Below are 26,357 nucleotides of genomic sequence, written 5' to 3'. Positions count from 1 at the left end.
TTCCCTTGCCCTGCCAGAAGCCTGATGTTTCTACCGCAATCCGGCCTGACATCTTAAAAAAAGGGCAGTGAGAGGTTATACACCTACCAACCACCCTTTTCATTTAATTCATGGTTTATACGTTTAATCCCGATTAAGCTGTTGTTTCTTCGCCTTGGTGAGCTTCAACAACGGCATCGGCCATTTTACCAGTCAACAATTTGACAGCGCGGATCGCGTCATCGTTACCTGGAATTACATAGTCGATTTCATCCGGATCGCAGTTCGTATCAACGATACCAACGATTGGGATACCCAATTTGCGAGCTTCCGCAACAGCGATGCGCTCTTTGCGAGGATCGATAACGAACAATGCGCTTGGAAGGCCCTTCATGTTCTTGATACCGCCCAGGAATTTTTCAAGACGATCTTTCTCTTTGCGGAGAAGGATGACTTCTTTCTTAGGCAATACTTGGAACGTGCCGTCTTCTTCCCAAGTTTCAAGCTGCTTCAAGCGGTTAATACGCTTTTGGATCGTTTCGAAGTTAGTCAAAGTTCCGCCGAGCCAACGTTGGTTGATGTAGAACATGCCGCAACGCTCCGCTTCTTCCTTCACGGAATCTTGAGCTTGTTTTTTCGTGCCGACGAACAGGATCGTACCGTTCTCACCAGCTACGCTTTTTACGAAGTTGAATGCTTCTTCAACTTTCTTGACCGTTTTTTGCAGGTCGATAATGTAGATACCGTTTCTTTCAGTGAAGATAAATTTATCCATTTTCGGGTTCCAGCGACGAGTCTGGTGACCGAAGTGAACGCCAGCTTCCAAAAGCTGTTTCATGGAAATTACTGCCATCTTCACGCACCTCCTAAGTTTGGTTTTTGTGTGTCCCTCCGCCAAGATCATTTTCCATTAAGACTCCCATTCCAGGAAGCACCCTCAACGGAATCACTCTGGCGTGTGTTTTAACACCGTCAATTACTATAACATAACCATGGGCAGGTTGCAATGTCTTTTGTGTGCATGACCAGCTCAAGCCAATCAGGGGCTTGAAGAGTTACGCTAAAGAAAAAAACCACTCTCAACCGGAGTGCTAGTTGGAGGGTTTTGTCGTGATCTTCGTGATAATCGAATTGTAGCTCTCGCCGATCGTAAACGAGTAAGTACCGCTCAGGATTCTGGTGTTGATTTTATTCTCGGTAGCTTTTTTGATGAATGCCTGTTTGTTGTCAATGACCCCGGCATTCAGAAGGCTGTTTGCTACATCGCTGAGATTGTTTCCGGATGGAATCTTTACTTGAATAGAAGCTTCGGCTTTAGCCGGTGTTTTCGGTTTGGCCGGATTCGTTACCTGGGAGGAAGCTTCCTGTTTCTTCTGCGCGTCCGTTTCTGGTTTCTCCGGGCTCTCCGGTTTCTCCGGCGCCTCAGGCTTCGTCGCTTCAGGCTTTTCGACCGGTTGGGCACCTTCGGACTCGCCTTCTCCCTCGCCCAGCTTCTTCTCTTCCCACTGCTCCGCCGTCATCAGCTCGTCCGTACCTTCGACGACCTGCATATCCAAAGCCTCCGCTGCAGCCACCAGCTGCTCCTTCGTTAACTCCTTTGTCTCCGAAGCGGTTGCGCCTTGGCCGATCCACATCAGCTGCAGCAGCACAGCGGCGATCACAAGACCGCTCCCGAGGCCCATCATAAACATTCGGTTCTTGATCACACGGATTCCTCCTGTTTGGCCAACTGGATAATGAGTTGAACTTCGCCTCGCTGAAGTCCCGTGGACTTGGCTATCATATCGATAGATTTGCCTTGTTCATATAAATCAAACAGTTCCGCGTATCTGGATTTGATGGAATGGACCGGAGGGGCATGATCCGCCTCCGATGACGCTGCAGCCGCTCCTGCAGACAAAGAAGCCGCCGCAGCTGCCTGCGCCAGCTTCTCTTCAGCCGTTCGAAGACGCGTTTGCGATTCGGTCATTTTCTGCTCCATGGCCAGCATGCGCTGCCGCAAATCGCTGACCTGCTCCTGATGCGCTTGCTGTTTGGCATCAAGTTCTTTCTTCATTTGACTAACCAGCTCGACCAGCTGCTCGTTCTCGTTCTGGATTTCCGCCATGTATCCTTCAAGCGTGTTCTCGACTTCCTTTACAACCCGCTCGCTGGACACGGTCTCTTCCCGGCGTTTCGGCAGCATGAAAGCATACAGCACGGCCGCAATGCCTAGCAGCACGATATATATCCACGGTTTCAAATCCATTAACTCCTTTGTGCCTATAAATTATCTAGAGCGAAACATCGAAATTTTTGCCTTTATAGGGGTGCTCCGCCGGCTGTTCCAAAGTCTCGCCCGCTTCTGCAGACCCCCGCCCTTGCTGCTGGCCTGAGGACTGGCGGCTCCCGTCATCCCGCACGGCTGTTTCGGCCGTCTCGCTCACTTCCGTGCTTCGCTGGGCTTCGGCCCGGCTGTTCTTGGTTTGTTCACCTGCTAGCAGCATCTGTTCGTTCTGCGGCCGCTGCTGGAATTCGTTATGAACCTTGCCCGCTTCATTGGTTCTCGGGACCGCAATTTGCATCTCAACCGATTTTAAACTCAATGGAATCACCTCATGGTATAGGGATCATGTCCACAAGCATTGTGAATGTCTTTCATTCCTACAACAACGGAACCATGGTGATATCTCCTTCATGATAGTAAAAAGAGACCCGCTGCGTGGGATCCTTAACAAATCGGGTGTACCGCCCGATGACGATTTTGGCGCCGCCGTAGATCGTCTTAACCACATTCACTCTGGCTTTGCCGGTATCCTCCAGCATCTTCTCGATTTCCAGCATGCGTTCCTTGATGTCGGCTTGCTCTGCCATGTTGGATTTTTTGGTCGCATTCAGCTTGATTCGCAGCGCCAGCTTGTCCGGCGACAATTGTCCGGAGGAAGCCAACTGGTTCAAGAGATAAAGCGCTTTATCGGTTTTGTCCATGCTCTCTAATGAAAGCTTCAATTGGGCTCTTAGATCCGCCAGTTCATTCCGCAGCTCGGGAAGAACGCCCACTTCAATGACGGTAGCCGTCGACATGCTGTTTCCGATCGTGCGCGCAACGACCTTTTCCCCGGCTTGCAGAATGCCGCCCACTACGAGCCCTTTCATCCCGTTGCATTCGATATTCTGGACAGCTCGTATATTGGAATGCATGATGCTCTGCGACACGAATACGCTGGCGCCCGCAACGACGTTCCCATCCTGAATGAACGAGCTTTTGACGTCCTGGCCCGCCTTTACGTAACCCTTGTTATAGCCGATGATCCCGCCTGATATATCAATGGATCCTTCAGCCTCCAGCTCGGCACCTTCCACAAAGCCCGTGACTCGAATGTCCCCTGCCGCCTTGATTTTGAACCCGGTCAGCACATTCCCGCGAATGACCACCGTACCGACAAAATCGATATTGCCAATGCTGTAATCCACGTCCCCGTTAATCTCATATACCGGGAACACATTGATTTTGCCTTTTTCGGTTTTGGTGAGCAGTCCGTCAAGCGCGGCGTACATGGCGCTTTTCTCGGCGTTGACCACCACGTTCTTCCCCACCTTGAAATGTGCTTCCTTTCCCGGCTTGCTCGGTATCTCTTCGCCGGTGACCGCAGTTCCAGGCACACCCTTCGTAGGCGGGATTCGGGTAGCCAACAGCTGGCCCTTCTTTACATTATTTAAACGAATCACTTCTTTGAAGTCCACTTTGCCGTCCTCGTCCTCCAGCGGCTTCAGATTCGTCTCATTCCCGAAATCGACGGTAAATTGAATTTTACCGTTCTGTCCGTGCGTCGGTTCCGTTCCCATGGCAATCGGCGTTCTGCTATATTGATATTCCTCCCCATGGTCCGCGATTCGCCGCAAGGTATCATATTGAATGCCATACCGAATCTGATGGCTTCTGAGAAACTGTTCAAGAGCCTCGACGGAGCAAGAAAAATCCTTCTCCCACTTGGTGAACTGTATATAGGCGACGACCTTGTCATCCGATAGCGAAACGCTAAAGTATTGATCCAATGCATAATCTACAGACAATCCAGGAACCCCCTTCATAAATGGCAAGCGTCAATCGTTTTGCATCAGCAAATCCCGATCTTTATCGAGCGCGCCCCGAAGTCTCAAAATCGCTTTGGAATGAAGCTGAGATATTCGTGAAGGTGATAGCGACATCACTTCAGCTATTTCGCTGAGTGATAAATCCTCATAATATAATAAGGAAACTACGGTCCGCTCTTTCGGGGTTAATTTACCGATACCCTTCATCAGGGCTTCTCGCAGATAAAATTCATGGACCTTGTGATCCGGATTCTTCGCTTTCTCATCAACCAGGAGCGACATTCGGGTCTCAGACTCCTCCTCGCGGATCGGATCATCCAAAGATGTCAATGTCATGACCGCCACTTCCTGCAGCATGTGCCGGAACTCCTTCTCGGTCACGTCAAGGTAATCGCTCATCTCGGAATCACTGACGCTGCGTAAATACTTCTGTTCCAACTGCTGATATGCAGTTTCAATCTTCTTCGCCTTCTCACGGACAGAACGCGGTACCCAATCCCCTTGGCGCAGCGAATCCAGAATAGCACCCCGCACCCGCCAAGAGGCATAGGTTTCGAATTGCAGCCCTCGTTTGTAATCGAACTTCTCGATGGCGTCAATCAGACCCATTACCCCATTGCTGGCCAAATCTCCCTTAGAAACGTTCTTCGGAAGACCGATGGCCAATCGGCTTGAAACATAGTCAACGATGTGCAAATGATATTCGATAAGTTTCTTCTTCGCTTCATGGTCTCCATCTTCCTTCCATGCGCTCCATAAATCCGCATGGTTAAGGACGGAAGTTTTACGTTCGTCCAATTGCCTTCACCCTCCTTATTTTTCCGTAAGGTGACGAACGGCCTTGGCCAGTTCTTCAGGATCTTTCGTTGAAACCAGCTTAGGAGGATTCAGCGGTACAAAGTCTCCATTCTCTTTGCTGCTGGATTCGGCATGGATCAAATCCATCAATTCCCGATCCTCATCAGGCGTGGATAAGTCAAGAACGGTTCCTCGGTCCTGCTCCCGCTGCGAGCCTGCGTCCCCTTTTTCGGCTGCTCGCGGCCCCGTAATGGCAGCAAACATCCAATTCAGCAGGAACGCCAGAAGAAACCAGATCGCGCATGCAATCAGCGCCCGATACATGCTAGTCATCCACAAATTGTTACGTATGGAGAAAATAAATGTGAACACAAACCCGGCAATTCCGGTAATCAGATAAAAACGGAGTTTTCCCATCATCGCTACAATTCCTTTATGCCCTTTTGTACGCTTCGTATTGTAAACTTACCCGTTGCGCAGTCCAACTCAACGGTTCTCCCGTAATTTCCTCCGGTGTCCTCGGCTATCAGCGTGATTCCCATCTGCTCGAGTCCCGCTTTGCATGACTCCACATTCCGGGGACCGATGCGCATCGTATCGCCCGAACCCGCAAAAGCAAACATCTGAGCCCCTCCGGCCATTTTGGCTACCATCCGCGCCGGAGACGCCCCCAAATTCCTCATCTTGTTCAGCAGGATCGGAAGAGCCGTATCGGCGTATTTGGCCAGATTCAGCTGCCCCTCCCTGGCAATCGCCGAGGATGGCAGCATGACATGCGCCATGCCGCCAATCTTCGTGACCGGATCATATAACGTCAGTCCTACGCATGAGCCGAGTCCCGTTGTACGCAATATACCGTTTGGACCTGCGACGTTCAGATCCGCCATGGCTACTTTCACTATTGCTTGTTCTTCAATCATGCTCTAAAGGCACTCCCAAAGCTTCGAATATTTGAGCAAATGATTGTGGATCAGGTATGAGGAAGAATTGGCCTTCCACCTCGTTTTGCCCTTCCAGGAACGTCGTGTTGATTAAGAGGGCATCGTCTCCCATTTCTCCGAATTGCAGCAATCCATAACTCAGGATGGCACCTGCCATATCCATTGCCAATGCCGGCACCGTGGGTGTCATGGACAGATTGGTGAAGTCAGCGAGCGACGATAAGTACGAGCCTGACAAAATATTTCCGATCTCGCATAAGGCGGACTGCTCCATCTCGGAGAATGGCTCCTCCTCCGATACTTCAATGCCCGCCAGATTCAGCAGAAGGTTCTTCCCCGCTTCCGGACTCATAATAAAGAAGAGATTCCCCGGAGCGCTCCCTTCAACCCGTAAAAATACGGCAAGTACGAGCTGTTCGCTCCCCCCGACGCTTTCGGCAATCTGTTCGAACGGCAGGAGTTGAACCTTAGGAACCGCCATATCAATAGGCTTGTTAAGCAAACGGGAGAGGGCGGTTGCCGCATTGCCCGCTCCGATGTTTCCAACTTCCTTCAAAACATCCATTTTGATTTCTTTGCCATGCTTAAACAGCTCCACTGTCTACTCCTCAAGGCCTTCCAGCTGAATGATCTCACTCTTGTTCAACACTTCGGACAAATTCAGCATGACGAGAAGGCGCTCTTCTCCTACCTTCGCGACACCGCGCAGGTATTTCGCTTTAATTCCGCCGACAACCTCAGGTGGAGAGTCAATGCTGTCCGTATTCAGATCGATGACATCACTTGCCGAATCCACGATAAAGCCAACCTGCATATCATTGACCGCTACGATAATAACCCGTGTTTGATCGGTTGCTTCAACCTCTTCCAGACCGAATCGGCCGCGCAGATTGATCACTGGGATGACGACGCCTCGTAGGTTGATAACCCCTTTTACGAAAGCAAAGGTTTTGGGAACGCGCGTAATGGGCATCATTCTTTCGATGGTTTGAACCTTGTCCACCTCGATGCCGTATTCTTCCTCGCCAAGTCTAAAGACGATAACCTTGATTTCTTCTCCCATGAATAAGTCCTCCTTCAGAATGTGTGGCCTGCCGTGCTTGATAGCAACCCATTATTTGATAAATGCATTTGCGTCGATGATAAGAGCCACTTGTCCATCTCCAAGAATGGTCGCGCCGGATACCCCTTGTATGGCAGGCAAATATTTGCCCAGGTTTTTAATGACGATTTCACTCTGTCCGATAAAATCATCGATGGTGAGCGCAGCCAAACGATCCCCTTTGCGGATTACAACAATCTCCGTTTCCTCTTCCCGCTCCTCATCAAAATCCGGAACTTCAAACAAACGGCTAAGCGAGATCACCGGTATCATCGACTCCCGGAACTGAATCATGCGGCTTCCGTGCACATGTTTGATTTGCCCGCGCTTGATGATGCCCGTTTCAACGATGGAAGACAACGGAATCGCATATTTCTCCGATCCCATCCGGATCAGCATGGCTGCAATGATGGACAGCGTTAATGGAAGCTGAACCGAAAAATTGGTGCCTTTTCCCGGGGTGGAGTAGATCGTGACGTTACCGCCCAAGGCAACAATCTTCGATTTAACGACGTCGAGCCCTACGCCGCGGCCGGATACATCCGAAATTTTCTCGGCCGTGCTGAATCCGGGAGCGAACAGCAGCTGATTCACCTCGTCATCGGTCATGGACGCTGCCTCGGTCTCCGTGACGACGCCTTTGGCCAGCGCATTCTTCAAAATTTTATCGCGGTAGATGCCGCGCCCGTCGTCTTCAATCTCGATGAACACATTGTTGCCGCTATGGAACGCGCGCAGGTGCACGGTACCGGTCTCCGGTTTACCGGCTGCAATGCGGTCGGCAACAGGTTCGACGCCATGGTCAGCCGAGTTCCGCAGCAAGTGGACCAGAGGGTCGCCGATCTCGTCGATCACCGTGCGGTCCAGCTCCGTGTCGGCCCCGGTAATAATCAAGTCGATCTTCTTGTCCAATGTTTTGGCAAGATCCCGCACCATCCTAGGAAAACGGTTGAATACCGTATCCACTGGCACCATGCGCAGCTTCAGGACGATATTCTGCAAATCGCTGCTTACGCGGCTCATATGCTCAACCGTGTCCGTCAGCTCCTGGTTCCTGGACTCGCTGGCCAGCTGCTCCAGGCGCACCCGGTCAATCAGAAGCTCGCTGAACAGATTCATCAATACATCCAGCCGTTCAATATCGACCCGGATCGTTCTGGAAGGATTGCCCCCACCCGCATTACGCGCAGGTGCCTTGGATTCTTTGGCAGGCGCCGGAGCGCTTTTGGCTTCCGTTGAAACCCCGGCCGCCGGAGCTACAGAAGGAGCTTCGGGCTTTACCGCTTCGGCTGTAGCCGCGCTCTCCTGAACCATTTGCTGCAAGGATTCATGATCGAGCGCCACCACTGTCGCAGCTTCAATCTCTGAAACGCCCAGAATCTGGCTTTCAATATCTTGCGTTTCTCTTTGCGTTATGTAATACAACGAAAATACGCGATCGAATTCACCTTGTTCAATCTCTTGAACGTCCGGATAGGTCTTGACGATTTCACCGGATCTCTCCAGCGCTTCGAATACCATGTAGGCCCGAACCGCCTTGAGTTGGCAATCCTCTCGCAATGTCACTTGGATATATAGAACCTTATGACCTTCTGAAATCGATTGATCCAGCACGGAAAATTGAAACTCATCCAATTCGATTCCCTGAACGGCCACAGCGGCGTTATTCCCTTCGACAGATCCCCCGTTAGCCGAGGCGCCTTCTCCGCGCACAATGGACTGCAAGGAAGCTACAATAGCGGACACGTCCGCCTTCCCGTCGCCGCCTTCGGTAATATCCTGCACCATCGATTCAAGAGCGTCCAAGCTTTTGAAGAGCGTGTCAAAGATAAAATCCTGCATCTTAAGCTTTTCGTTCCGGACAAGATCCAGTACGTTTTCCATCTGGTGGGTAAGAGAAGCCAGATCCTCAAATCCCATCGTTGCCGCCATGCCTTTCAACGTATGAGCCGATCGGAAAATAATCTGTACGATCCCGATATCGTCCGGGTTGCTTTCTAATTGAAGCATGTTTTCATTTAATGATTGCAGATGATCATTTGACTCATCAATAAACATTGTCAAATATTGATTCATGTCCATTGAGAGACACCTCCTCTTCAAGTTCACTTTCCGTTATTTACAGCTTGAACCATCCTCGGTGCAATTTCATGAAGCGGCAAAACGTGGCTTACGCATCCCAGCTCGACGGCAGATCTCGGCATCCCGTATACGACGCAGGTTTGCTCGCTCTCGGCAAAGGTGGATGTCACGCCGGCATCGTAAAGCTCCTTCATCATTCTTGCTCCATCGCTCCCCATGCCGGTCATCAGAATGGCGTGCCGCGTGACCGAGGTCAACGGCAGCAGGGATTCGAACAGCACATCCACCGACGGGCGATGGCCGTTGCGAGTCTCATCCTGGCTTATCCTGATTTGGTATGCACCGCCTTCCGAGCGATGAACCCTCATGTGGCTGCCGCCCGGAGCAATGTATGCCTTGCCCGGCTCTAATACCATGCCGTGTTCTGCTTCCATGACCTCCAGCTGACTGAATGAATTCAGGCGCTGGGCAAGCGATTTGGTGAAATTCGGCGGCATATGCTGGACGATGACGATCGGGGCATGGAAGTCGCCGGGAATTTTCTCGAGAAAAGCTTTTAATGCTCTTGGGCCACCCGTTGAACAGCCGACCGCCACCAAATCTTTCAGGTCAGTTGACGGCTGGGTTTTTGCCTCTCTCGGCGGGCGGCTCTCGTTCTTGGGAAGCACGGCTGGGGCCGACTCCGCTTCATTTTTGCGTTCAACCCGTTTTCGCTTGAAACCGGAAAGCTCCGGTACATCCGGGAGAGCCGCCTTCTCCCCGGCCGAGCGGGATACCGGCATGCGAAGCGGTTCAGCCGGCTTGCCGCGCTGATCCGTTCCTTTGGCCGCCGGTCTCGTTTCTTTCACCTGCGGCTTCTTTTTCGGCGTCGTCTCAGAAGGCTTTGGCGAAAGAGGAAGCGTGATGTCCGCACTCCGCCGTTTCTGCTCTTCTTCTTCCCACAAGGCCCTCCGCTGTTTAGCCTGCATCGCCGCATTCAGCTGCTTCATCAATTCGGAACGCACCTGCTCAATATCAAGCGCATTCGATATGGAAGGCTTTCGTATAAAATCAAACGCTCCTGCCTCGAGGGCAAGAATGGTCTCCCTCATGCCTTGTTCATTAAGGCCGGATAACATGATAACCGGACGGGGTCCCGCATCCATAATGAGTTTCAAAGCATCCAGCCCGTTCATTTCCGGCATTTCTACATCAAGCGTAATGACGTCAGGATTCAGTTCCTTTACTTTCTCAACAGCGTCAAGCCCGTTCTCGGCTGTCCCGACAACCTGGAAAGACTTGTCGCGCTCGATGAAATCGGAAAATATTTTCCTCATAAATGCGGAATCGTCCACGACGAGCACACGAAAAGGCTTCATAGATGTCCACTCCTATTTCCATTAATCCAACCGAAGAATCATTTCGTACGTTTAAGCCATCGATGCATAAATCCTTTGATTCCCTTCGGGGTTTCCGGCTCCGCGGCAGCAGGAACGGCCAAGTAACGAAGCGCGATCCGTCTGATATCGCTGGAAGCGTTGCACCGTGGATAAGCTGCCGTAAACGGAACCTGCCGCTTGACGGACTGGACTACATGCGTATCATCGGCAATCGAGCCGAGCAGCTTGATGTCGATGTCCAGAAAACGCTGGGCCGTCAAAATAATTTTGCCCGCCGCCTCACGAGCCTCTTCCTCATCCCCTGCACGGTTGACGATCAGGCTGAACGGAACCTTGCTTTCCGTGCCGTGGACCACCTTGATTAACGCATAGGCATCCGTGATGGACGTCGGCTCCGGCGTCGTAACGACAAGGCATTGATCAGCGGACGTAATAAACTTCATGTTTTCCTTGGATAGCCCGGCCCCTGTATCGAAGATAATGTAGTCCATCCCGGAAGCAATGCGCTCGATCTGGGATATGAAATAATCCATCTCTTCCTCGGACAGGGACATCATGTCCGCCAAACCCGAACCTCCGGCAATGTAAGGCAGCTTGTCCGGCCCATACTGAATCACTTCTTCTATGCTCTTCTCCCGGCGAATGAGATGATACAGGCTGTACCGAGAGCTTACACCCATCAGAACGTCAATGTTTGCCATGCCGATATCGGCATCAAAGACCAGAACCCTTTTTCCCATCGATTGCAAAGTCAATGCAAAATTCAACGTGAAATTGGATTTCCCAACCCCGCCCTTGCCGCTGCTGACCGTTATGATCTTGGCGGTTCTTGCGGAGGTCGCCTTGGCGCTCTCCCCGGGCTGCTGGGCTGAAACCAACTGGCGAAGCGAGTGAGCTTGATCCGTCATGTACGACTCTCTCCCAGCAGCAGACGGCATAACCGTTCAGGGTCGGCCATCAACAGATCATCGGGCACATTTTGACCATTGGTCATATAAGACAGGCGAAGGTTGTGGGCATCGATCAGATTAAACAAGGCGCCGTAGCTTCCGGTTTCATCCATCTTCGTGAAAATAACCTTATCCAGCTCGTATTTGCTGAAATGATCCGCGATTTCGATCATATCGCTGCTCTTGGATGTGAGGCTGAGGACAAGATAAGTTTCACTTTGATCGGAATGGGAGAACAGGCTTTGAAGCTCGGAAACGAGCAGCTCATTCCGATAGTTCCGGCCGGCCGTATCCATTAATACCAAATCGCAGTCCTGGAGCTTCTGAAGGGCTCGCTGCATGTCGCCGGGCGACTGCACGACCTCCATCGGCACATTGAGAATGGAAGCATAAGTGCGAAGCTGTTCAACGGCGGATATCCGATACGTATCGGACGTAATGAAGCCTACCTTGCGTTGATTGCGGAACAGCTGCTCTGCAGCGATCTTCGCAATCGTGGTTGTTTTGCCGACCCCCGTTGGGCCAGCGACATATACGATCCGCGTCCCGGGCTGAACGCCGTCGCCGATACGCCCCTCAAGGAACGCCTCGGCCTGCTTGTAAATCACGTTCAGAAGCTCGGTCTCGCTCATCTGCATTTGGCTGGCTTTCCAGGCATCTTCCGCGGCCGCGAGCCACTCTTCCGCCAGCTTGGCCGATAAATCCTGCTTCAGGAGCTGATCCCGGATAACATGCAGCGGCTCGGGAAGATGCTGCGCCTCCAGATTCTGCCTGGATAATCGCGCGATCCATTCCTTCATTTCCTTAAGCTCTTCAAGGACTCTCTGTTCGGATTCGCTGATTCCCAGTCGTGAACTTAACGACTCCTCCTGTCCCCCGCGGGATGGTTTCTTTGCTTCAAGAGAAGCAGCGGCTTCCGTTGAATCGCTGCGTTCCGCTGCCGGATCAGCCTCTGCAGGCTGCTGCGTCTGGCTGACCCCGTCCTTTTGCCTGTCCACAACCTCCTCGGAAGCTGCCACCTGGCTAAGCAACTCGGCAAAGCGGCTATAGTCGGCCTCTTGCCGCGCATCCGCTGCGGCATCCGCGTTATTCACTGGAAGCGGGGAGGTTTTAGGGCCTTGCTTCGAAATTTCAGCCGTTCGCTGGTAGGCTTTGGGTACCGCCCCTGATGGAACAGAAGGCGTAACTTTGGGCTTGACCGGCGCAGAGCCCTTGGGCTTTTCCGCCTGCTCTACCGCCGCGATCACCTCTATTTTCTTGCGGGTGAACATCCCGAGGAACCCGCCTACCTTGGTTTCCTTCGTGCTCAGTATGACGGCATCCGCACCCAAATCCGTACGAATATGCTGCATCGCCTCAGGCATCGTGTCGACGATATACCTTTTCACTCTCATAAGTTCACCACTCCGACACTTTGAATTTCGACGTTAGGCTCCAGCTCGCTATAGGACAACACCGGGATATCCTGCATGCTTCGTTCTATGACCTGCCGCAAATACATTCTTATGGCCGGCGAGGTCAGAAGCACGGGCTGCTGTCCCATCTGAATAATCCGATTGACCTGCTCACTGAGCTTTTGAAACACGCTCTGCGTGGATGCCGGATCCATCGCGAGATAGCTTCCTTGGTCGCTCTGCTGAACGCTCTCGGCGATCTTCTTCTCCAGCTGCGGTCCGACCGTGATGACCCGCATCGCCTCTCCTTCTTGAGCGTATTGCTGTGTAATCTGCCGTGAGAGGGCTTGCCTTACATATTCGGTAAGGACATCAGGGTCCTTCGAATAATGCCCGTAGTCGGCAAGGGTCTCGAGAATCGTAACCATATCGCGGATGGAGATCTTCTCGCGAAGGAGCTTGGCCAATACCTTTTGCACTTCCCCAATGGTCAGCACGGAAGGAATGAGCTCGTCCACGAGGACCGGATAGCTTTCTCGAATATTGTCGACCAATGCCTTGGTTTCCTGGCGTCCGATCAGCTCATGGGCATGTCTCTTAATGAGTTCCGTCAGATGGGTAGCAACGACGGACGGTGGATCCACAACGGTATAACCGGCCAGATCCGCCCGTTCCTTCATGGCTTCGTCAATCCACAGTGCAGGAAGCCCGAACGCCGGTTCCGTCGTTTCGATCCCTGTTACGGAATCGTCCTCGTATCCCGGGCTCATGGCGAGATAGTGATTTAATAATAATTCACCGCCGCCGACAGCATTCCCTTTTATTTTTATGACATATTCGTTCGGTTTTAGTTGAATATTGTCGCGAATTCGGATGACCGGCACGACGAGTCCCAGTTCAAGCGCGCATTGTCTCCGGATCATAATGATACGGTCCAATAAGTCCCCGCCCTGCTGAGCGTCTGCCAGCGGAATCAACCCATATCCGAATTCGAATTCGATAGGATCGACCTGCAAGAGGTTGATCACGCTTTCCGGGCTTCGCACCTCTTCGATCTGCTGTTCCTCTTCCAGCTGCTCCACTTCCACCTGCTTGCGATCCAAATTGTTCTGCATCGTCCGTGCCGCGATAAATAGTATGAGTGCAATCGGCGCGGTCGTGATCAGATGAATCGGTGTGAAGATTCCCAGCAGCAGGACGGTTCCTGCAACGATGTACAACAGATGAGGATATGAGAAGAGCTGCCCCGTCAGATCCTCAGCCAGATTTCCTTCGGATGAAGCACGCGTAACAATCAGGCCCGCGGCCGTGGAAATCAGGAGAGCCGGAATCTGGCTGACCAATCCGTCCCCGATCGTCAGGATCGAGTAGGTGCTCATCGCGTCTCCGAACGACATGCCGTGAATCGAGATCCCGATAATAAATCCGCCGATCAGGTTGATGAGCATGATGACGATCGTGGCGATGGCATCACCCTTGACGAATTTACTCGCACCATCCATGGCGCCGTAAAAGTCGGCTTCGCGCTCGATCTTGCTGCGGCGCTCCCTGGCTTGCTGCTCATTGATCAGACCCGCGTTCAGATCCGCATCGATGCTCATCTGCTTACCCGGCATCGCGTCGAGGGTAAATCTTGCCGCAACCTCGGCTACCCGTTCCGACCCTTTGGTAATGACGATGAACTGTACGACGACGAGGATCAAGAAGACGATGAAGCCAACCGCAATTTCGCCGTTGGCAATCCATTTGCCGAACGTGGCAACAACTTCGCCTGCGTTAGCTTCCGACAGGATCAGCTTCGTTGTCGATATGTTAAGCGCTACTCGAAAGAGTGTCGTGATGAGCAATAAGGAAGGAAAAATGGAGAAATCGAGCGCTTCCTTCGTATTCATGGCCACCAGCAAAATGATGAGCGCCAGCGAGATGTTGATAATCAGAAGTACATCGAGCAGCCATATCGGGATCGGAAGAATCATCATGAGTACGATGCCAATGACACCCGCAAGGACAGATAGATCTTTTATTTTCACTGCACAGACGCCTCCGGTCCCTAGTTATTTCGCTTTACCTTTTAGTTTATATACATAGGCCAGCACTTCCGCTACGGCCTGGAACAGGTCTCCCGGAATCGAATCCCCGATTTCCGACCGTTGGTACAAAGCGCGTGCCAGCGGCTTGTTTTCCATCGTTATAATTCCGTGTTCCTTCGCGATTTCCTTAATCCGCAAGGCCATGAAATCTTGACCTTTAGCAATGATTTGCGGAGCTTCCATCGAGGACCCGTCATATTTGATCGCCACTGCAAAGTGGGTCGGGTTCGTGATGATGACGTCGGCATTCGGAACTTCCTGCATCATCCGCTGAAGTGCCATCCGACGCTGGCGCTCCCTGATCTTTCCTTTGATCAGCGGATCGCCTTCCATTTTTTTGTACTCGTCTTTGATGTCCTGCTTGGACATCCGAATGTTTTTCTCGTAATCGTATTTCTGATACATGTAATCCAGAACGGCCAGAATGATCAGCCCGATGGCAATCTTAAAACCGAGCGACATAGTGATATCGGCCACGAAATGAAAGATGGTATCGGGTCCCATCGTCGATAAGGAGGATAAATCCTCCCTGGCAGCCCACAAGGTGCTGTACACGAGGTAACCGATAATGGTCAACTTGATGACCGATTTCAAAAACTCGACCAATGAACGCATCGAGAATATATTTTTGAACCCCTTGATGGGGTCGATTTTGCTGAACTTCATTTTCAGCGTCTCGCCGGTTAACATAAACCCGACCTGCAAATAATTAGCGACCAGCGCTATAACGAAAATCGAAATGAACAAAGGCGCGAGCAGAAGCAAGATTTGAACGCCATATTCCCTGAACAGCTGCATCACATTATCTTTCGTTACATTCATGGAGAGCCGATTAATGTATATATCGGTGAATAGTCGAACGGTGCGGTCCCTCATATAACCGCCAAAGATTAACAGGCAGAAGAAAGCCGCCAGCAAAACCGATGCACCCGATACCTCCATGCTCTTGGCAACTTGGCCCTTCTTACGCGTATCCTGGCGTTTCTTCGGCGTGGCTTTCTCCGTCTTTTCGCCAGCGAACAGCTGTAAGTCGACCGGATACCGGTATGACATCCGCTTCACCTCCATCCTCCTTAAGTCGGCTCGTCGCCAAGAACGCCGAGCAGCTCACGGAGCGCTTCAAACATTTTGGCAAACAGATGATCAAACAGGGACACCAGCATCGGCATGAGCAGCATCAGCAGCACGAGCCCAACGATGATTTTGATAATAATCCCGATGACAAACACGTTGAACTGCGGAGCCGTCCTTGCCAGAAAGCCAAGCCCGACATCGGTCAGGAACAGGGCTGCCACCAGCGGAGCCGCCATTTGAATTGCCAATACAAACGAGTGCGAGAAGGTCCGAACGAGAAAATCCGTTACGTTACCCTCATGTATCTTCCCAAACACGTCACCCGTGATCGGGATCCAATCATAACTGTACATAATCGCATCAAACAAATAATGGTGACCATTCATGCTCAGGAACACCAGCAGAGCGAGATAATACTTGAAGTTCCCGATTAATGGGGTGGACGTCCCCGTAAACGGGTCGATGACATTCGCCATGCTGAAACCGATCTGAATATCAATTAATGCCCCGGCGGTTTGGACGACAGCCATGATGAGATAAGCAGTGAAACCTAGAAGCAGTCCCACCAGCACTTCCTGGACAATTAAGATGGCGTAAGACAGATCTTGCGGAACCACTTCCCCGAGCCCGAACGATAGATAGACGATCAGGGCGATAATGGCCGACAGGGCTATTTTGTAAGAAGAAGGTATGCCGCGCGAAGCAAACACTGGCGATATTACAAAAAAAGATGTTATTCGACAAAAAATAAGCATGAAAACTGGTAAACTTTGCTGCAACCATTCCATGGACACTCAGCCTATCCGATATATTTGTAGAGATTGTCCAAAATACCGTGCGTAAAATCCACTAACGTCGTTAATATCCAAGGACCAAACAGCAGTAACGCTACAAGAACGATGATGATTTTTGGTACGAAAGCCAGCGTCTGTTCCTGGATTTGTGTTGTCGCTTGAAAAATACTGATGATTAGTCCCACAACCAGTGCGAGAACCAGCATCGGCGCGCTCACCTGGAGCACAATATAGACCGCTTGTCCTGCCAGACCGATAATAAATTCAGCGCTCACGGCTTAGTCCCCCTGTATTCGAATTGCTTGCCGCTTATTGCTACGGGTTAAAGCTCATCAGCATGGATTTCACTACCAGATACCAGCCGTCCACCAAAACAAAGAGCAGAATCTTGAATGGCAGCGAGATCATGACCGGCGGCAGCATCATCATCCCCATTGCCATCAGCACGCTGGCAACCACGATATCGATGACCAGAAACGGGATGAAGATCATAAAGCCCATTTGGAAACCCGTCTTCAGCTCGCTAATGGCAAATGCCGGAACTAAAACCGTTAATGGAATGTCCTCGTAGGATTCGGGTTTCTCCGCGCCGGTGTAATTCATGAACAGCAGCAGGTCCTTTTCCCTTGTGTGCGCGAACATGAACTTCTTCATCGGGTCTTGAGCCTTATCCAGTGCTTCCGCTTGAGTGATCTCCCCTTTGAGGTAGGGCTGCAGCGCGACCTCGTTCATCGAGGATAACGTGGGAGCCATAACGAACAAGGTAAGGAACAGCGCCAGGCCGATCAACACTTGGTTTGGCGGTGTTTGCTGTGTTCCGAGCGAAGTACGGACAAAGCCGAGCACGATAACAATCCTTGTAAAACTTGTCATCAGCACCAGAATCGCCGGTGCAATACTAAGAATGGTGATCAGGAGTATCAAGGACAAGGAGCTTGTCCCCGGTGCATCTCCCTCATTACCGATTTGAATATCAATGTTCGGAATCGGATCCGCGAATGCCGTATGGGAAAACAATAATCCAAACATGATGAAAATCGTGATACCGTACGAGATCTTTTTATTCATGAATCCTTATGATCCTCCCGCAGCAATTCTTCGACCTTTTCTTTCCGGTTCGGTACGCTGCGCAGCTTGGATTCGAACACTTCATGGAAAGAAGATGTATCGTCCAACTCCATTTCTTCCGGTGGTTTGTCTTTACGGAGTTTTGCCGCCAATTTCGTTATAAAAGGCGGCAGTGCCCCATTATGTATTCCAGAATCCTGTTCAAATGCAGCTTGGATAAGCGCAACTTCAGCCGGATCAGAAATTTTGTCCACCAACCGGACGTCTTCGCCAACTCCGATCACATAGATGCTGCCCCCAATTTCGACGAGCTGAAGGGATTTGTTAGGGCCCATACCAACCGCACCCAGAGTACGAATGGAGCGGCCCTGCATCCAGCTCTGATTCTTTCTGCCTAGAAAGCGAATCAGGAACACGATCAACGCAATGATGATGGCAAGTACGATAAAGACATAAAACAACTGTAAATAATACCCGGTAGTACTACTTGAGCCCAATCTGTCAGAAGCTGCCATCATCATAAGAAGAATCCTTATACGCCAAGCGTCTTGTTGATGGCTTCAATAACTCTGTCCGATTGGAACGGTTTAACGATGAAGTCTTTCGCTCCGGCTTGGATTGCGTCAATAACCATCGCTTGCTGACCCATGGCAGAGCACATAATTACTTTGGCATTGGCATCTACTTTTTTAATCTCTTTAAGCGCTGCGATACCATCCATTTCCGGCATCGTAATATCCATCGTAATCAGATCTGGACGAAGTTCCTTAAATTTCTCGATTGCTTGTGCACCGTCCTGTGCTTCCCCCACAACCTCGAATCCGTTCTTGACCAATATGTCACGGATCATCATTCTCATAAATGCAGCATCGTCCACGATCAGAATTCGGTTAGCCATTGATAAAAATCCTCCCTAAAATGTTTGTGCTATTGTAATTTTTGAATCCGGTCCCATTGGCTTACGATATCCGTCACACGCACACCAAAGTTCTCATCGATGACAACGACCTCGCCTTTGGCAATCAGTTTATGATTGACGAGGATGTCAACAGGCTCACCGGCCAGCTTGTCCAGCTCGATAATCGAACCTTGCGACATTTCCAGGATATCCTTAATTTGCTTTTGGGTCCTCCCTAATTCTACGGTGACTTTAAGGGGAATGTCCATCAGTAAGTTCAGATTGTTTTCATCCACCTGGGTGTACGGTGCAGATTGCAGATTAGCGAACTGCACGGGCTGTACATTCACATTGCGATTCGGCATGCCGCCATACTGTTGCGGCTGTGCTTGGTAAGGCATCTGCGGCTGACCGTATGGCATGGATTGCTGCGGGATGGGCCCGCCATGTCCTGGCATAGGCTGACCGTAGCCTTGTCCATAATCGTAGCCTTGACCCATGTCTTGGGTTTGTGCCGGATTAACCGGTGCTTGTGCCGACTCCTGGGCACTGGCCGGCGCTTCCACCGCTGGAGCAGCTTCCTGCTTCGCAGGCTGCGGTTCTTCTGTCCCGTTGATGAGCATGTGAACCATATCCTTGGAGAAATGAACGGGCAGCAGCTGCATAATGGTTGAATCAATAAGTTCACCGATAATTAATCGGAAAGAAATCTTAATCAGCGTTTCATCCGGCGGCAGGTTGTTGACCCCTTCCCCGTTCGCCATGTTGAGAATGTCAATGCCCGGCGGCGATATATTGACAAACCGGTTGAAAATCGTCGACATGCTTGTTGCGGAAGACCCCATCATCTGGTTCATCGCTTCCTGAACGGCACTGATATGAATCTCATTGAGTTCCTCTTCCACCGGGTTGCCTTCCCCGCCTAACATGAGATCGGCAATGACCTGCGCATCGCGTGTCTTAATGACCAGCGAATTAATTCCTTCAAATCCGTCCACGTACTTAACGTGTACCGCTACATGCGGCTTCGGAAATTCTTCCTCGAACTCGCTTCGCTTAATGATCGAAACTCTGGGGGTCGTGATATCCACTTTTTTGCCCAGCAAGGTGGACAGGGCGGTTGCAGCGCTGCCGAAGGTTATGTTACCGATCTCACCCAGCGCGTCCTGCTCCAGAGGTGTTAATACGTCATCGACAGTCGCCGCCGAAGGAATTGATGCTGGTGATGCCATTTCCGACTGTTTTAACAAAGCGTCGATTTCTTCCTGGGATAAATAATCTTTACTCGTCAAATTCTTCAGCTCCTTCGATGACAATTTCATCGATTTGTACAGCAACCCGGTCTTTTATCGTTCCGGGACTGCCAATAAACTTTAATTTGTCGCCGACCTTGATGGATAGTCCGTCATGCATCGGCTTGTTTAACGAAATAACGTCGCCGACGCTTAGTCCTAAGAACTCGGACACGGTAAGCTGCGAAACGCCCAGCTCGGCAACGATCGGAAGCTTGGCTTTGCTTACGCGCTGTTTAAGAGCATCCACTTCCTCCGGAACGCTCGCTTTTTTCTCCGAGATGAACCATTGATGCGCGGACAGCTTGGACATGATCGGCTCCAGAACCACATGCGGTATGCACAGGTTAATCATGCCCGTGGTATCGCCGATTTTTGTGCTAAGGGATATTAGCGCAATGGTTTCGTTCGGAGACACGATCTGCATGAATTGCGGATTCGTTTCCAATGCTTCGAGGCGCGGGGATATATCCAGCACCGTTTTCCATGCCTCCTGGAGGCTATCGAACGCCCGGCTGAATATGCGCTCCATGATAATCGTTTCGATTTCGGTCATCGAGCTGATGGAAGACGGAGCAATGCCCGTGCCTCCAAGCAATCGGTCCAGCATCGCGTAGGCAATGTTGGGATGGACCTCAAGCACCATCCGACCTACGAGCGGTTCGGCTTCAAATATATTAAGAACTGTCATTTTTGGTATGGAGCGAATAAACTCATCATACGGAAGCTGTTCAACCTGCACCACGTTGATTTGCACAAAAGTACGTAACTGCGCCGAGAAGTAGGTCGTCAAATAGCGTGCAAAGTTCTCGTGGATCCGAGTCAAGCTTCGAATATGATCCTTCGAAAAACGAAGGGCCCTCTTAAAATCGTAAGAACGGATTTTCTTTTGCGTTTCCTCTTTTTTCAGTTCTTCAGCATCCATTTCCCCTGAAGAGAGAGCGGCCAATAAGGCATCGATCTCATTCTGCGATAAAACATCAACCATCTACTCACCCCCTTACAGGTCGTCCGACGAACAGTCTAGATACCTACGATCATTACTTCTGTCATTTCGATTTGAATCAAGTGACCGGACGTTAACGACTTATTGATCAGGTTTTGCAGCTTGGCAATAAACTGTTCGCGCCCTTTGGAATCATTCAGTAATTCGGGTTTCGTGTCGGCCAGCGTTTTGATAATAATTGGTTTGATCTTGATTTCCTTGATTTTATCGAATTCTTCCTTTGCTTTTTTATCGTTAAGCTGAAAAGCAAAGGCCATCTGGGCAACAAAATCAGGATCTGCCAGATTCGTCTTGATACCGGTTATTTCCGATGTCATCTTTACGATCTCGTCGGCCGATAACTTGGATAAAGCCGCGGCATTGGCCGAAGCCTGACTTTTTCCGTTATCGCCAAGCAGCTTGTCCGACAACAGGAAGATGGCCAGGACAATCAGCGTAATCGATAACAGGATCGTAATTAACCAGGGGAGCATCTTTTTCATGAAGGTTCCTCCAATTGCTGCACTTTAATGGTGGCTTGATGAATGCCTACCTCGTGGTGATACGCCTTAACGGAAGCGATGATTTCATTTGCACTTTCAAGCACAATCATTCGCTTTCCATTAATCAAAGTAATGTAGGTGTCAGGAGTCTCCTCAACCATTTCTATCAACAGCGCGTTAAGCCACAACTGCGAACCATTTAACCTCGTTACCGATATCATGGATAGCCTCCTTGTTTAATTAGGGAGGGGAAGGCCCCTCCCTATCCATCCTTATCGTTTCAGATTGACAACTTCTTGAAGCACTTCATCCGAAGTCGTGATAATCCGGGAGTTGGCTTGGAAGCCGCGCTGAGCGACGATCATTTCAGAAAATTCGCCTGTCAAGTCAACGTTGGACATTTCAAGCTGACCGGCAATAATCGCACCGGTTCCTTCTTCCGCGTTGTTCCCTTCAAACATGACGGCAGCCAGATCGCCATCCGGAACTGCATTCAGGGTCACGCGATACATATTGCCTCCGATTTTTTCCAGGCCTTCCGGATTCGGAATTTTCGCAACGCCGATAATGGCTCCTTCTTCCGTCGTTCCGTCACTCATCTTCTGAATGATGGCGCCATTCTGAGCAATTGTGAATGCCGTAACCTCTTCGTCCAGCTGTATTGGGTCACCCGCCGAATCGAGAACGAGCATACCGTCCGAAGTGACCAGGTTACGCGCTACGTCGACATGAAAGTCGCCAGCACGAGTTAAGAAAGGCACTTCTTGATCCTCGCTGAGCTTCACCATGAAGAATCCGTCTCCGTCAATTCTCAGGTCTGTCGGATTATTGGTTGTCATTGCACTGCCTGGCGTATGCAAAGTATCAATCGAGCCGATGGATACGCCGAGACCGATCTGCTTCGCGTTTACGCCGCCGGATGGATCGTCGGTTCCCGGCGTAACGCCGGACATCGTTTGGCTGAGGATATCTTTAAACATGACACGTCCCGCTTTAAACCCAACCGTATTTACGTTGGCAATGTTATTACCAATGACGTCAAGTTTGGTTTGGAAACCTCTCATTCCGGAAATGCCGGAATACATGGATCTTAACATCGATTTTCCTCCTTCTGTTATGGACCGCTTCTGTCGATCAGCGGCCGCCTGGCTTCCTCACGGGCCAGCCAGATTTATGAAATAATAACTGCACTATCGATTTGCGTGAACACGTTGTCTTTCATCGCCTTGCCATCCATCGCCGTGACTACGGTCCGGTTCGGAATATTCACGATAAGGGCCATGTCCTTCATCAGAATGAGCGATTCCTTGCTCCCCTTCGCTGCGGCTTTGTCCACCGCACTCTGGATCTGTTCCAACTGATCACCCTTCAATTCAATGCCGCGCTGCTGTAATCTCTTCGCCGCATGATTGCTAATTTTAAGGAGATTCTCATTTAAGAGCTCCTGGAACGTCCCGGGTGGAGGACTATGTTGAGCTTGCGCTGTTTTTCGTTCATTGTGAAGCGCTGCGGGATGTATTTTCCCGGGAAATAAATGCCCGATCATCATCCGGTCACTCATGGTGAGGTTCCCCCAGACTTTTCATCTTGTCCCGGGTCTCCGGCTTCAGGCTCTCCCGGATCCGGATTGCCTGCTTCAGGTTCGGAAGGAACAGGATCCGTTGCTCCTGGATCATTCTCGGCCATAGCGTTCTCGATTTTCACGATCTGATCAAGCGATACTTCACTTTCACCGACTTTTGCGTAATGGACGCCTTCGCGGACGATGATGGAATCCACAAGACCGCTCTTCATGACGGAGTCCGAGCCATCCTCCGGTTTGAACATCCAGCTGATCTGTTTACCGATCAAACTTGAAGCAGCACCCAAAGACTGGCTCATTGCCGTCAATTGAGTATTGATATTCATCAGCTGCTCCAGGGAAGTAAACTGGGCCATTTGGGCAATAAATTCCCGGTCCTGCATCGGCTGAAGCGGATCCTGATGCCGCAATTGCGTAATCAGAATGCTTAAGAACTGGTCCTTCCCAAGCTCTTGGCCGTTTCCGTTTTTAGTGCTGACGTTCCCTTTGGCATAATTGGGCCACATATTTTTCGTAGATACCGGATTTGTTGCCATCCAAGCTCACCTCCTCACTGTTAGGCTTTCGCGGTAAATGTTCCTGCTTGCAAGTTCTCATCGTCGGCTTGATGCTCGGCAATCCAATCGTTCAATTCTTCCGTCAAATTCGCGGCAAGAACGGCATCGTCGGAAGGCCTATCTTTTTCCTTCGAGCGGTGCTGCGGCTGCTGCTGTCCTGATCCAGGCTGACGTCCATCCTGATAAAGATTGGCATTGGATGGCTGGCTGCTCTGCGTAACCTCGATTTTCTCGACCTGAAGTCCTTGGGCCAGCAATGCGCTTCGAAGCTGTGCCATTTGCTGGTCAATCAGCTCTTTAGCATCCGTCGACCGCGTCATGAACTGTGCGATCAACTGGCCGTTCTGCATCGTTAGCTTGATGTCCACTTGGCCCAGATGTTCCGGATTCAAGGAGATTCTCGCTTCGGTAAAACCGGTTTGCTTCACGATTTCGAGCTTATTAATAATGAAGGAAGTCATTTCGTTAGAGAAATTCTCAACAGGCACCGGCGGAGCTGCAGGTTTAACCGTAACTTGGGTTCCGGAACGCAGGGCCAGCTGACCGGCAGTAACCGTTCCTTGCTCCAGTAGGGAATCCCCTTCGTTTAACGCGAATTCAGCTGCTGTGCCGTCAACCGGGGTACTTGTGGCCAGAGTAGACCATTTAGCGTTCGCTTGCCCCGTTGTCTCAGATGAAGCCGACTGTCCTGCAGTATTCGCTGCAATGTTAGGCTGTACCGCATCCGGCTGCTTTTGGCTTAGGATGTTGGCAAAACTGCTGCTTGCTTTACTTTCTCCAGTCCCCGTTCCTTGACCAAGCAAACTTTGGAAGGACTGGACAAGCTGTTTGACGGCTGCCTCCGTCTGGAGGTCTACCTGACCCGATTTGGATAGCATCGAAGCCAGCTGGCTGATCGTGTCCTGTACCGCAAACCGAATCGTTTCCGGATGGGAAGCCAATGGCGACATCTCATTGCCGTCCGCGTTACCTTGGGCTTGAGGAGCTGTTCCGCTCAACAGAAGGTTCGCTTGCGTCAGCCAGTTCTGCAGCTCTTGCAATAACGAAGGGTCCTCTTCTAACGCCTGGTCCACGGTATCTAGCTCCTGCAGCAATCCTTGAAGCAGCTCCATTAAGCCTTCAAGCGATTCGTCGGTTTCCGCTGAATACTGCGCAAGCAGGGATTCCAGCTTGGCCGCGACTTCTGTTGAAGTTGTTGCAGCGCCGCTGCCGCTGCCGTTCATCTGGTAAGTCAGCGTCGCATCAAAGGAAACACCCGCTGTCGCTTGACCGGCTGCGCTGGTCTTTCCGCTTCCCGCGGTACTGCTGACGGAAGAAGACATACTGCTTTGTACCGTTATTGTCATCGTCTATTTCACCTCCTTTCCTGAGGATGGAGATTCATTTCAGAGCTTATTTAGAGCCCATCAGGCGATTCAATATTTTAGCTGCCAGCTCCGCGTCTTTCGAGGACATCGCATTTAAAATTCGCGAACGCGTAGCATCGTCCACCGTATTTAGAATGGTCATCGTTTTCGCGGGGCTGATCTTGTACGTTTGCATCAGCAGGTCCGCGGCGTTGGCAGGCGTCATTCCGGCAAAAGTCTGATTCAGCTGGCTTTTATCCAGGTTCTCGGAGGTTTTCTTCTGCGCAGCCTCCGCGTCGTTCTTCTTCAGCCTGGATTGCAAAGCGGCAATGGCCAGATCTTCGGAGGTCTCCGCGTCTTTCAGCATCATGGTTGCATCCGCCGCCGTTTTCGGATCCATCTTCTGAAGGATGGCAACCCGGTTGCTGCTCTTCATTTGGCTCAGCATTAGCACCATTTCTTCCAGCGTCAGGTTCTGCATGATCGGTGCGGCTTTGCTGGGACTCATGTCCGCATAAAGCTTGGACAGCTCACGAATCTGCTTGGTGTACGCGTCTTCCTCTTCCGCCTCGCCGTCCGTGGATGTGCTTTGCATCGATTCTATTTGGGTTTCCAGCTCTTTCACCTTGTTTTCCTGCGTTGCTTTTTGCTCCGTTACTTCGTTTAACGTTTCTTCTTTCTCGGCAAGCTGCTTCTTAAGTTCCACGATCGTCGCTTCTGCGCTTTCTTCCTGCTGCTTCGCCTCTTTGAGCTTCTGCTCTTCCGGGGTCAACACCGGGTCAGGGACCCAGTTCTTAACGACCGGAATTTTATTGGCTACTTCGAGCAGCCCATCCCGGACGTCGGCTCTGAAAAATACGGCGAGCGCTCCGAGCAGAACGATCGTGAATATAGCAGGTACCAAAATCAACAATATCCGTTCAAATCCACCGCCTGATTCTTCCTTATCAAGCGGCATGTCTTTTCGTGCCACACTCATTCCTCCCTCGCGGTCATACCCACCGGTGTTTGCAAACCTTAACGGGCTCTGATCGCAAAACGTACCGTCGCCATTTCGTCCAGCTCGTTTTGTTCCCGAAGGAGACTTTCATGCCGGAACTTTTCTTGGGATTTGTCTCTTGCCTTCAGCCACACTTTTTCGTCAAGCATTTTGTCGGACAATACCTTTTGTTTCTTCGTTACATTGACATGGGCGATCCGTATGTCATCCCGTTTCCGTTCAATGCATTCTTCCAGGTGCTCTGCATAGACCTGAATGTTTCGGATTTCTGCGACAGGCACGCACCGCGACGCCGCTTCCTGCTGAGCGCGGTACATTTGATCCCGCATCTCATAAAGCTCATTCAAGCTTTTCTCTTCCGCCTGCAGCTTCCCGATGGCGCTTGACAGCATCCATTCCGCTTGCGTTTTCTCGTTGCTCTTCAGGTCTACGATTTTCTGGAATGCATAATGAAATTTCATTCTTCAAA

31 protein-coding genes are annotated in these 26,357 nt (G+C 50.9%); all 31 read right to left on the bottom strand.

The genetic code is table 11. The features are described from left to right. Positions 1–133: 133 nt before the first annotated feature. Positions 134–832, bottom strand: coding sequence for a 30S ribosomal protein S2 (rpsB, locus tag AC3RCL_RS10275; protein ID WP_009594753.1), 699 nt, complete (start codon positions 830–832; stop codon positions 134–136). 238 nt (positions 833–1,070) lie between these two features. Continuing rightward, positions 1,071–1,685, bottom strand: coding sequence for a hypothetical protein (locus AC3RCL_RS10270; protein ID WP_492535326.1), 615 nt, complete (start codon positions 1,683–1,685; stop codon positions 1,071–1,073). Next, the gene (locus AC3RCL_RS10265; RefSeq protein ID WP_036659224.1) at positions 1,682–2,227 is read right to left on the bottom strand and encodes a DUF6115 domain-containing protein; all 546 of its coding nucleotides are present in this window, start codon (positions 2,225–2,227) and stop codon (positions 1,682–1,684) included. Before AC3RCL_RS10265 ends, AC3RCL_RS10270 begins: the two co-directional genes overlap by 4 nt. A 25-nt stretch (positions 2,228–2,252) precedes the next feature. Beyond that, positions 2,253–2,564 (bottom strand): hypothetical protein, encoded by a 312-nt coding sequence (locus AC3RCL_RS10260; RefSeq protein WP_015736311.1) that lies wholly within the window; start codon positions 2,562–2,564, stop codon positions 2,253–2,255. Between the two features lie 58 nt (positions 2,565–2,622). Further along, on the bottom strand, positions 2,623–4,032 hold the full coding sequence (locus AC3RCL_RS10255) for a flagellar assembly protein A (protein WP_015736312.1): 1,410 nt from the start codon (positions 4,030–4,032) through the stop codon (positions 2,623–2,625). 30 nt (positions 4,033–4,062) lie between these two features. Then, on the bottom strand, positions 4,063–4,851 hold the full coding sequence (locus AC3RCL_RS10250; RefSeq protein ID WP_492535325.1) for a FliA/WhiG family RNA polymerase sigma factor: 789 nt from the start codon (positions 4,849–4,851) through the stop codon (positions 4,063–4,065). Between the two features lie 15 nt (positions 4,852–4,866). Further along, a complete protein-coding gene (locus AC3RCL_RS10245; protein ID WP_009594747.1) occupies positions 4,867–5,271 on the bottom strand; it encodes a hypothetical protein in 405 nt (134 codons plus the stop codon). A gap of 2 nt (positions 5,272–5,273) precedes the next feature. Next, entirely contained in the window at positions 5,274–5,771 is a 498-nt protein-coding gene (locus AC3RCL_RS10240; RefSeq protein WP_015736313.1) for a chemotaxis protein CheD, read from the bottom strand. Beyond that, positions 5,764–6,357, bottom strand: coding sequence for a chemotaxis protein CheC (locus tag AC3RCL_RS10235; RefSeq protein ID WP_285857496.1), 594 nt, complete (start codon positions 6,355–6,357; stop codon positions 5,764–5,766). The genes AC3RCL_RS10240 and AC3RCL_RS10235 overlap by 8 nt, the downstream gene beginning before the upstream one ends. Positions 6,358–6,393: 36 nt before the next feature. Then, positions 6,394–6,855 (bottom strand): chemotaxis protein CheW, encoded by a 462-nt coding sequence (locus AC3RCL_RS10230; protein ID WP_009594767.1) that lies wholly within the window; start codon positions 6,853–6,855, stop codon positions 6,394–6,396. Between the two features lie 51 nt (positions 6,856–6,906). Next, positions 6,907–8,976: a chemotaxis protein CheA gene (locus AC3RCL_RS10225; protein ID WP_192571281.1), complete on the bottom strand. Its 2,070-nt coding sequence runs from the start codon at positions 8,974–8,976 to the stop codon at positions 6,907–6,909. Between the two features lie 23 nt (positions 8,977–8,999). Further along, entirely contained in the window at positions 9,000–10,334 is a 1,335-nt protein-coding gene (locus AC3RCL_RS10220; RefSeq protein WP_452516030.1) for a protein-glutamate methylesterase/protein-glutamine glutaminase, read from the bottom strand. Between the two features lie 38 nt (positions 10,335–10,372). After that, entirely contained in the window at positions 10,373–11,263 is an 891-nt protein-coding gene (locus AC3RCL_RS10215) for a MinD/ParA family protein (RefSeq protein ID WP_213579192.1), read from the bottom strand. Beyond that, positions 11,260–12,699: a flagellar biosynthesis GTPase FlhF gene (gene flhF / locus AC3RCL_RS10210; protein WP_192571279.1), complete on the bottom strand. Its 1,440-nt coding sequence runs from the start codon at positions 12,697–12,699 to the stop codon at positions 11,260–11,262. Before flhF ends, AC3RCL_RS10215 begins: the two co-directional genes overlap by 4 nt. Then, positions 12,696–14,729, bottom strand: a complete 2,034-nt coding sequence (gene flhA / locus AC3RCL_RS10205; RefSeq protein ID WP_009594696.1) for a flagellar biosynthesis protein FlhA — start codon at positions 14,727–14,729, stop codon at positions 12,696–12,698. Before flhA ends, flhF begins: the two co-directional genes overlap by 4 nt. Before the next feature lie 24 nt (positions 14,730–14,753). After that, positions 14,754–15,842 carry a flagellar biosynthesis protein FlhB gene (flhB, locus tag AC3RCL_RS10200; protein ID WP_492536312.1) on the bottom strand — a complete coding sequence of 363 codons (1,089 nt, stop codon included), beginning with the start codon at positions 15,840–15,842 and terminating at the stop codon, positions 14,754–14,756. Between the two features lie 20 nt (positions 15,843–15,862). After that, positions 15,863–16,651: a flagellar biosynthetic protein FliR gene (gene fliR / locus AC3RCL_RS10195; protein ID WP_015736320.1), complete on the bottom strand. Its 789-nt coding sequence runs from the start codon at positions 16,649–16,651 to the stop codon at positions 15,863–15,865. 11 nt (positions 16,652–16,662) lie between these two features. Further along, entirely contained in the window at positions 16,663–16,932 is a 270-nt protein-coding gene (fliQ, locus tag AC3RCL_RS10190; RefSeq protein ID WP_009594725.1) for a flagellar biosynthesis protein FliQ, read from the bottom strand. Positions 16,933–16,972: 40 nt separating this feature from the next. Next, positions 16,973–17,725 carry a flagellar type III secretion system pore protein FliP gene (gene fliP, locus AC3RCL_RS10185; RefSeq protein ID WP_492535324.1) on the bottom strand — a complete coding sequence of 251 codons (753 nt, stop codon included), beginning with the start codon at positions 17,723–17,725 and terminating at the stop codon, positions 16,973–16,975. Continuing rightward, positions 17,722–18,246: a flagellar biosynthetic protein FliO gene (locus tag AC3RCL_RS10180; protein WP_015736321.1), complete on the bottom strand. Its 525-nt coding sequence runs from the start codon at positions 18,244–18,246 to the stop codon at positions 17,722–17,724. Before AC3RCL_RS10180 ends, fliP begins: the two co-directional genes overlap by 4 nt. Before the next feature lie 11 nt (positions 18,247–18,257). Further along, positions 18,258–18,623 (bottom strand): response regulator, encoded by a 366-nt coding sequence (locus tag AC3RCL_RS10175; protein WP_006211317.1) that lies wholly within the window; start codon positions 18,621–18,623, stop codon positions 18,258–18,260. A 29-nt stretch (positions 18,624–18,652) separates the two neighbouring features. After that, positions 18,653–19,915 (bottom strand): flagellar motor switch phosphatase FliY, encoded by a 1,263-nt coding sequence (fliY, locus tag AC3RCL_RS10170; RefSeq protein ID WP_192571276.1) that lies wholly within the window; start codon positions 19,913–19,915, stop codon positions 18,653–18,655. Continuing rightward, positions 19,905–20,903 (bottom strand): flagellar motor switch protein FliM, encoded by a 999-nt coding sequence (fliM, locus tag AC3RCL_RS10165; RefSeq protein ID WP_009594751.1) that lies wholly within the window; start codon positions 20,901–20,903, stop codon positions 19,905–19,907. Before fliM ends, fliY begins: the two co-directional genes overlap by 11 nt. A gap of 35 nt (positions 20,904–20,938) precedes the next feature. Then, complete coding sequence (locus AC3RCL_RS10160; RefSeq protein ID WP_492535323.1) at positions 20,939–21,403, bottom strand: flagellar basal body-associated FliL family protein; 465 nt, start codon at positions 21,401–21,403, stop codon at positions 20,939–20,941. Then, the gene (locus AC3RCL_RS10155; RefSeq protein ID WP_009594749.1) at positions 21,400–21,624 is read right to left on the bottom strand and encodes a flagellar FlbD family protein; all 225 of its coding nucleotides are present in this window, start codon (positions 21,622–21,624) and stop codon (positions 21,400–21,402) included. The genes AC3RCL_RS10160 and AC3RCL_RS10155 overlap by 4 nt, the downstream gene beginning before the upstream one ends. A gap of 51 nt (positions 21,625–21,675) precedes the next feature. Then, on the bottom strand, positions 21,676–22,500 hold the full coding sequence (locus tag AC3RCL_RS10150; RefSeq protein ID WP_119847462.1) for a flagellar hook-basal body complex protein: 825 nt from the start codon (positions 22,498–22,500) through the stop codon (positions 21,676–21,678). 74 nt (positions 22,501–22,574) lie between these two features. Further along, positions 22,575–22,964 carry a TIGR02530 family flagellar biosynthesis protein gene (locus tag AC3RCL_RS10145; RefSeq protein WP_192571275.1) on the bottom strand — a complete coding sequence of 130 codons (390 nt, stop codon included), beginning with the start codon at positions 22,962–22,964 and terminating at the stop codon, positions 22,575–22,577. Next, entirely contained in the window at positions 22,961–23,521 is a 561-nt protein-coding gene (locus AC3RCL_RS10140; protein ID WP_492535322.1) for a flagellar hook capping FlgD N-terminal domain-containing protein, read from the bottom strand. Before AC3RCL_RS10140 ends, AC3RCL_RS10145 begins: the two co-directional genes overlap by 4 nt. A gap of 20 nt (positions 23,522–23,541) precedes the next feature. Continuing rightward, positions 23,542–24,888: a flagellar hook-length control protein FliK gene (locus tag AC3RCL_RS10135; protein ID WP_492535321.1), complete on the bottom strand. Its 1,347-nt coding sequence runs from the start codon at positions 24,886–24,888 to the stop codon at positions 23,542–23,544. Positions 24,889–24,934: 46 nt separating this feature from the next. Then, the gene (locus AC3RCL_RS10130; protein WP_015736327.1) at positions 24,935–25,867 is read right to left on the bottom strand and encodes a MotE family protein; all 933 of its coding nucleotides are present in this window, start codon (positions 25,865–25,867) and stop codon (positions 24,935–24,937) included. Positions 25,868–25,905: 38 nt separating this feature from the next. After that, complete coding sequence (gene fliJ, locus AC3RCL_RS10125) at positions 25,906–26,349, bottom strand: flagellar export protein FliJ (protein ID WP_009594763.1); 444 nt, start codon at positions 26,347–26,349, stop codon at positions 25,906–25,908. Positions 26,350–26,357: the final 8 nt, after the last annotated feature.

The organism is Paenibacillus sp. MT86 (assembly GCF_058792535.1).
The sequence above is the reverse complement of the archived record's forward strand: the minus strand, read 5'-3'. Positions and strand labels throughout refer to the sequence as shown.